This window comes from Catenulispora rubra (assembly GCF_015356825.1).
Lineage (GTDB): Bacteria > Actinomycetota > Actinomycetes > Streptomycetales > Catenulisporaceae > Catenulispora > Catenulispora rubra.
In genome coordinates this window covers 1-6,330 of the sequence record NZ_JAACYW010000451.1, presented here as the reverse complement: position 1 = coordinate 6,330, position 6,330 = coordinate 1, and the positions used below count along the sequence as shown (strand labels likewise).

At 73.9% G+C, this 6,330-nt stretch carries 5 protein-coding genes; all 5 read left to right on the top strand.

What is annotated here, in order from left to right:
• Positions 1-79 precede the first annotated feature (79 nt).
• On the top strand, positions 80-1,276 hold the full coding sequence (steA, locus tag GWK61_RS51870; protein ID WP_194921567.1) for a putative cytokinetic ring protein SteA: 1,197 nt from the start codon (positions 80-82) through the stop codon (positions 1,274-1,276).
• Positions 1,277-1,537: 261 nt separating this feature from the next.
• The gene (locus GWK61_RS51865; RefSeq protein WP_194921565.1) at positions 1,538-2,533 is read left to right on the top strand and encodes a copper transporter; all 996 of its coding nucleotides are present in this window, start codon (positions 1,538-1,540) and stop codon (positions 2,531-2,533) included.
• Positions 2,534-2,569: 36 nt separating this feature from the next.
• Positions 2,570-3,601 (top strand): hypothetical protein, encoded by a 1,032-nt coding sequence (locus GWK61_RS51860; RefSeq protein WP_228564390.1) that lies wholly within the window; start codon positions 2,570-2,572, stop codon positions 3,599-3,601.
• The gene (gene murJ, locus GWK61_RS51855; RefSeq protein WP_194921562.1) at positions 3,594-5,423 is read left to right on the top strand and encodes a murein biosynthesis integral membrane protein MurJ; all 1,830 of its coding nucleotides are present in this window, start codon (positions 3,594-3,596) and stop codon (positions 5,421-5,423) included. Before GWK61_RS51860 ends, murJ begins: the two co-directional genes overlap by 8 nt.
• A partial coding sequence (locus GWK61_RS51850) for a glycosyltransferase (RefSeq protein WP_194921558.1) occupies positions 5,420-6,330 on the top strand: 911 nt, incomplete at its 3' end. The genes murJ and GWK61_RS51850, both read left to right, overlap by 4 nt.

Genomic DNA, 6,330 nt, shown 5'->3' with positions numbered 1-6,330 from the left:
CTCCCCACCCGCCCCGCGTCACCCGCCAGCCAATCCCTTACCACCGTCGCAGCCGGACGTGCGACGATGAGCGCCAGTGATGACGCACTCTCCGCACCGTCCCCGACGCCGAGCCCAGGCCCGCCAGCCAGACTTGCCGGGCCTGTCCGGCGTTGCCCGCGTGGACCGCCGCACCAAAGACCTGACCAAGCGCCTGCGGGCCGGCGAGATCGCCCTCATCGACCACGTCGACCTCGACGGCCCGGCCGCCGAGGCGCTGCTGGCCTGCAAGCCGGCGGCGGTGGTGAACGCCGCCAAGTCGCTGTCCGGCCGCTATCCGGCGATGGGCCTGGAGATCCTGCTCGCGGCCGGCATCCCGGTCGTCGACGAGGTCGGGCCCGCCGTGCTGGAGCGGATCTGCGAGGGCGACATGGTGCGCCTGGACGGCAACGTCATCCTGCGCGGCAGCACCCCGGTCGCGGTCGGCAAGGCCGTGGACCTGGACGAGGTCGTCGAGGCGCTGGCCGAGGCCCGCTCGACGGTCTCGGAGCAGATCGAGGCGTTCGCCGCGAACACCATGGAGTACTTGCGTGCCGAGCGAGACCTGCTGTTCGACGGCGTAGGCGTGCCGGACATCACCACCGAGCTCGACGGCCGCCACGTCCTGATGGTGGTCCGAGGCACGCACCACAAGGACGACCTGGCGGTGCTGCGCCCCTACATCCGCGAGTACCGGCCGGTGTGCATAGGGGTGGACGGCGGCGCCGACGCGCTGCTGGAGGGCGGCCACAAGCCGGACATCATCGTCGGCGACATGGACTCGGTCTCCGACGCGGCGCTGGGCTGCGGGGCGGAGCTGATCGTGCACGCCTACCCGGACGGGACCGCCCCGGGCCTGGACCGCGTCACCGCCCTGGGGCTGCCGTGCGTGCTGTTCCCGGCGGCCGGCACGAGCGAGGACGTGGCGATGCTGCTGGCCGACGACAAGGGCGCGAGCCTGATCGTCGCCGTCGGCAGCCACACCAACCTGGTGGAGTTCCTGGAGAAGGGGCGCGGCGGGATGGCCTCGACGTTCCTGACCCGGTTGCGCGTGGGCGGCAAGCTGGTGGACGCCAAGGGCGTCTCGCGGCTGTACCGCAGCCGCATCTCCAACGCGTCCCTGGCCGCGCTGGTGCTCGCCGCGCTCACCACCATCATCGCCACGCTGCTGGTCTCGCCGGCCGGGAAGGGGTATCTGACCGTGCTGGGCTCGCTGTGGGACGACTTCGTGTTCTGGCTGCGGAGTTCGTTTTCGTAGTCGAGCCTGCCGGGAGCGTCACGGACCCGGCCGACTACTGGCCACCGCCGGTCGAGCGCGTAGGCTTCACCTGATTTGACCTGTCGTCGAATCGAGACCGATTCGTCTGTGACCTGGGAGACACGTGCGGCGACGACGGCCCGAAGGGCGCTCATGGAGTGATCCCCTGCCGATGGCGGCCCCGGCGTGCCAGGCAGGCTTCAACGCTGCTCCCAGTGGGGCGCGAGGCCGTTCCCTCTTCCGGCTGCGGGGACTGTTCACTTGATCGACTTCCGCTACCACGTCGTCTCCATCGTCGCGGTCTTCCTCGCCCTCACCGTCGGCCTGGTCATCGGGTCCTCCTACCTGAGCAAGGTCGCCTACGACGAGCTGAACAACCAGCTCTCCTCCCTGCGCGGCCAGAACCAGGCGCTGCACGGCACCCAGAGCGAGCTCGACAACCAGGTCCGCGACCGGGACAGCCTGATCGCCGCCCTCGGCCCGGACGCCGTCGCCGGCAAGCTCGCAGGCCACTCCGTCGCCGTGGTGATGCTTCCCGGCGCCGACGGCTCCAGCGGCGACGCGCTGGCCGCCCTGCTGGGCAAGGCCGGAGCGCAGGTCACCGGCGAGGTGACGCTGAAGTCCGCGCTGCTGGACCCCGGCCAGGCCACGAAGCTGGCCGCCACCGGCGCGAAGCTCCCGGCCGCCGAACGCGGGGGAGAGCAGCTGCCGAGCCCGTCGCCCTCCGCGACGGCCGGCACGCCGGCTCCGGTGGTCGCCATGGCCGACATCGCCGGCGCGGTGGTGCACCGCATACCGGCGAACTCCTCGGGCATCGGCGAGCAGAAGATAACGGACCAGGCGTCCCAGGACGTGCTGACCGCGTACAGCAACGCCGGGTTCGTCGACGTGAAGGCGGCCGGCGTCGCATCGGCGGACCTGGTGGTGGTCCTGGCCCCGCCGGCGCCCTCGTCGGGCTCCGCGGGCAACGACGCCGCCGACGCGCTGTACCTCGGCTTCCTGAAGGACCTGACCGGCGGCGGCCGCTCCCTGGGCGCGGTCCTGGCGGGCCCGGCGTCCTCGGCCGCGAGCCCGGGCCTGCTGGCCGCCGCGCTGAAGGACAGCTGGGTGTCGAAGAACGTGTCGACCGCGGACACCGCCGACCAGCCCTCCGGCCGCATCATCACGGTGTTCGCCCTCGCCGAGGCCGCCGGCGGCAAGACCGGGCACTACGGACTCACCGGAACGGCCGACGGGCCGCTGCCGGACCTGCACTGAGGCGGGTGGCGGGCCGGTATGCGGAGGGGATTTCGGGTGAGTGGGATTCAGGCGGCGGGTGGCGTGTCCGGCGCGAGTCGTTCGGCGATCCGGCGCCGCGCAGCAGGTAGCGTCGAGCGGGTGGCAGCGGCCGGGGTGTTCGGCGGCGCCGGCCGGGTGGCTGGTGTCGGCGGTGTCGGCGGTGTCAGCGGTGTCGTGGCGGCCGCCGCGGTCGGCGGCGGCGTGGCGCGCGGCGCCTATCGCCTGCTGAACGCACGGCCTCCCGGCGGCCGGGAGCGCTGGGTCCGCAAGAACAACTGCGGCCGCGAAGTCACCCTGCTCGAAGGCCCCGCCGTCGCGCTCGGCATCGCCGCGGCGTCCCTGCTCGTCCCCGGGCTGCCTGCCTCGGCGCGCCTCGCAGGCTGTGGCGCGGCACTCGGTGCCGGCGCCGTCGGCCTCTACGACGACCTCAACGAACGCGGCGCCGCCAAGGGCTTCCGCGGCCACCTCAGCGCCCTGGCGCACGGCGAGGTCACCACCGGTGCCGTCAAGATCCTCGGCATCGGCGCCACCGGTCTGGCCGCCGGGGCCGTCATCCGCCGCGATCCGCTCGACCGCGTGCTGGCGGGCCTCGTCGTCGCGGGGGCGGCCAACGTCGTGAACCTCTTCGACCTGCGCCCCGGACGCGCCACCAAAGCCGCGGTCATCGGCGCGGGCAGCGGCCTCCTGCGCGAGGTCGTCACAAGTACATCGAGGACATCGAGGACATCGCGGACATCGGGTAAATCGAGCTCCGGGCTCCTCACGGCGGCGGCACTCGGTGCCGCCGCAGCGCTTCTCCCCGAAGACCTCGGCGAGCAGGCCATGCTCGGCGACTGCGGCGCCAACGCACTCGGTGCGGCACTCGGTGTCGCGGCGGCCGCACGCGCCTCGCGCCCCGGTCTCGTCGTCCTGGCCACCGGCCTCGTCGCGCTCACCGCCGCCAGCGAGAAGGTCAGCTTCACCAAGGTCATCGCCGCCACGCCGCCGCTGCGCAAGCTCGACGAGTGGGGCCGGATCCCGAAGCGGGGCGAGGCCGCGGATGGCTGACGTCCAGATCGAGCACGACCCGGCCGAGGTGGTCGAGCCGAACGCCGCCGCTCAACCGTCAGTGCCGGAGCAGCACGCAGCCGCGAGCCTTGCGAGTCCTCAGAGTCACCCAAGCCCTCCCGGCTCCCCAAGCCCCCCGAGCCCACGCGGTCCCCGCCTCCCGCACCGAGCGAACACCCTCCTCGGCGCCGCCGTCCTCATCGCCATAGCAACCGTCGCCTCCCGCGTCGTCGGCTTCGGCCGCTGGCTCGTCTTCTCCCACACCGTCGGCGCCGGCTCCCTGGCCGACGCCTACAACTCCGCGAACCAGCTCCCCAACATCGTCTTCGAGATCACCGCCGGCGGCGCCCTCGCCGGCGTCGCCGTCCCGCTCCTGGCCGGCCCGCTCACCGGCGGCGACGGCCCCGCCGACCGAGCCCGCGCCTCCCGCATCGTCTCGGCCCTGCTGACCTGGACGCTGGCCATCCTCATCCCGCTGTCGGCCACCGGCGTCGCCCTCGCGGGCCCGATGGGCCACATCCTCGGCAGCGGCCACGGCCCCTTCTATACAGACCAGATCAGCCGCTTCCTGATCTTCTTCCTCCCGCAGATCCCCCTCTACGGCGCCGCCGTCGTCCTCGGCGCGACCCTGCAAGCCGACCGCCGCTTCCTCGCGCCCGCGCTCGCCCCGCTGCTGTCCAGCCTGGTCGTCATCGCCTCCTACACGGTCTTCGCCTTCCTCGACCGCGGCCGCGGCGCCCACCTGCGCGACCTGCGCCACCTCCCCGAGCTCGTCCTGGCCCTCGGCACGTCCGCAGGCGTCCTCATCCTGGTCCTGTCGCTGCTGCCGGCCGTCCGCCGCGCGAAGCTGAACCTGCGCCCGACCTTCCGTTTCCCCGAAGGCGTCGCCCGCAAGGCCCGCTCCCTCGGCGTCGCCGGCGTCGCGACCCTGATCGCGCAGCAGCTCGCGGTCCTGACCATCGTCCTGCTCTCCAACGCCGGTCACGCCTCCACCGGCACCCTCACCGTCTTCAACCTGGTCTGGGCCGTCTACTCGCTCCCGTACGCGGTGCTCGCGGTCCCGGTCGCGACCAGCGCCTTCACCGACCTGTCCGCCAAGTGGGCCGCCGGGGACCGCCGCGGCTACGCGCACGGCGTCGCCGCGACCACCCAGGCCGTGGTGATCTTCTCCGCGGCCGGTGCCTCGGTCCTGGCCGCCGCCGCGTGGCCCACGGCCCGGCTGTTCCTCACCGCGCGCCACGGCACCGGCGGCAGCGTCACCGTCGAGATGATGGGCCAGGGCCTGACCGCCTTCGCCCCCGGCCTGATCGGCTACGGCCTGCTGGCGCACCTGAGCCGTGCGCTCTACGCCTCCGGCCGGGGCCGCGCCGCCGCGACCGCCGTCTGCGCCGGCTGGTTCACCGTCCTGGTCGCCGACCTGACGCTGGTCGAACTCCTGCCCGGCGAGGACGCGGTCATCGCGCTCGGCCTGGGCAACATCGCGGGCATGACGGTGGCCGGCGCCGCGCTGCTCGGCGCCGTCCGCCGCGGCGTCGGACGCGACGCGCTGGCCGGCGTCGGCCGCGCCGGGCTGGTCGCGGCGCTCGCCGCGGCCGTCGCCGCACCGATAGGGATGCTGTTCGCCGCGCTGCCCGGCGCCACCGGCCCGCTGCGCGCGATGCTCATCGGCGCGGCGACCGCGCTGCTGACCGTCGCGCTGTTCGTCGGCGTCGCCGTCGTCGCGTCCAAGCGGCTCCTGCCCGACACCGAGTGCGGCAAGTGGCTGCGCGCGCCCATCGAATACCGGTACCGGAACCGGCGTGGCCGGAGGTCCGCACCATGAGCACGCACGCCCTGCGGATCCTGCTGGTCCGCCCCGAGAGCACCGGCGGCATCGGCGTCCACGTCGACAGCCTCACCCGGGCCCTGCGCGAGGTCGGCCACGACGTCCGCACCCTGGTCGCCACCGGTACCGGCGCCATACCGGCGATCCGCCACGCCGCCCGCCAGGCCCAGGCCGACGTGGTCCACGCGCATGGCCTGCGCGCCGGCGCCGCGGCGTGCCTGGCGACCCGCAAGCGCACCGTGGTGACCCTGCACAACGCGCCCTCCAACCGCGCCGGGGAACTGCTGCTCCGGCTCATCGCGCAACGCGCCGACGCGGTCCTGGCCGCCTCCCACGACCTGGTCGCCACCGCGACCAGAGACGGCGCGAAGAACGCCTCCTTCGGCCCGGTCGTGGCCCCCGCCCTGCCCGCGCCGACGCTCCCCACGCCGGAAGTGCGCGACGCGCTCCGACGCGAACTCGGCCTGGCCGCCGACGACGAGCGCCGCCTGGTCCTGGCCGTCGGCCGGCTGGCCCCGCAGAAGGACTATGACACCCTTCTCAAGGCATTGATAATAATTCGGGAGCGCCTCGGCGCCGGGCGCGTCCCGCCGGTCGCCATCGCCGGCGAGGGCCGGCAGCGCTCCGTGCTCCAGGCCGCCATCGACGCCCACGACCTCCCGGTCGCGCTGCTCGGCCACCGCGCCGACATCGCCGATTTGTTGCGCGCCGCCGACGTGTTCGTGATGTGCAGCACGTGGGAGGCCCGGCCGCTGGCGTTGCAGGAGGCGCTGCGGGCCGGCGGCGTGCGCGGTGGCGGCGAGCTGCTGGTCGGTGGCCTTGGCGCCGTCGAAGGCGACGACGGCGTGCGCGCCGTTCTGCTGCCCGAAGGCCTGCTCGAACGGCCCGGTCGAAGCCTCCAGCA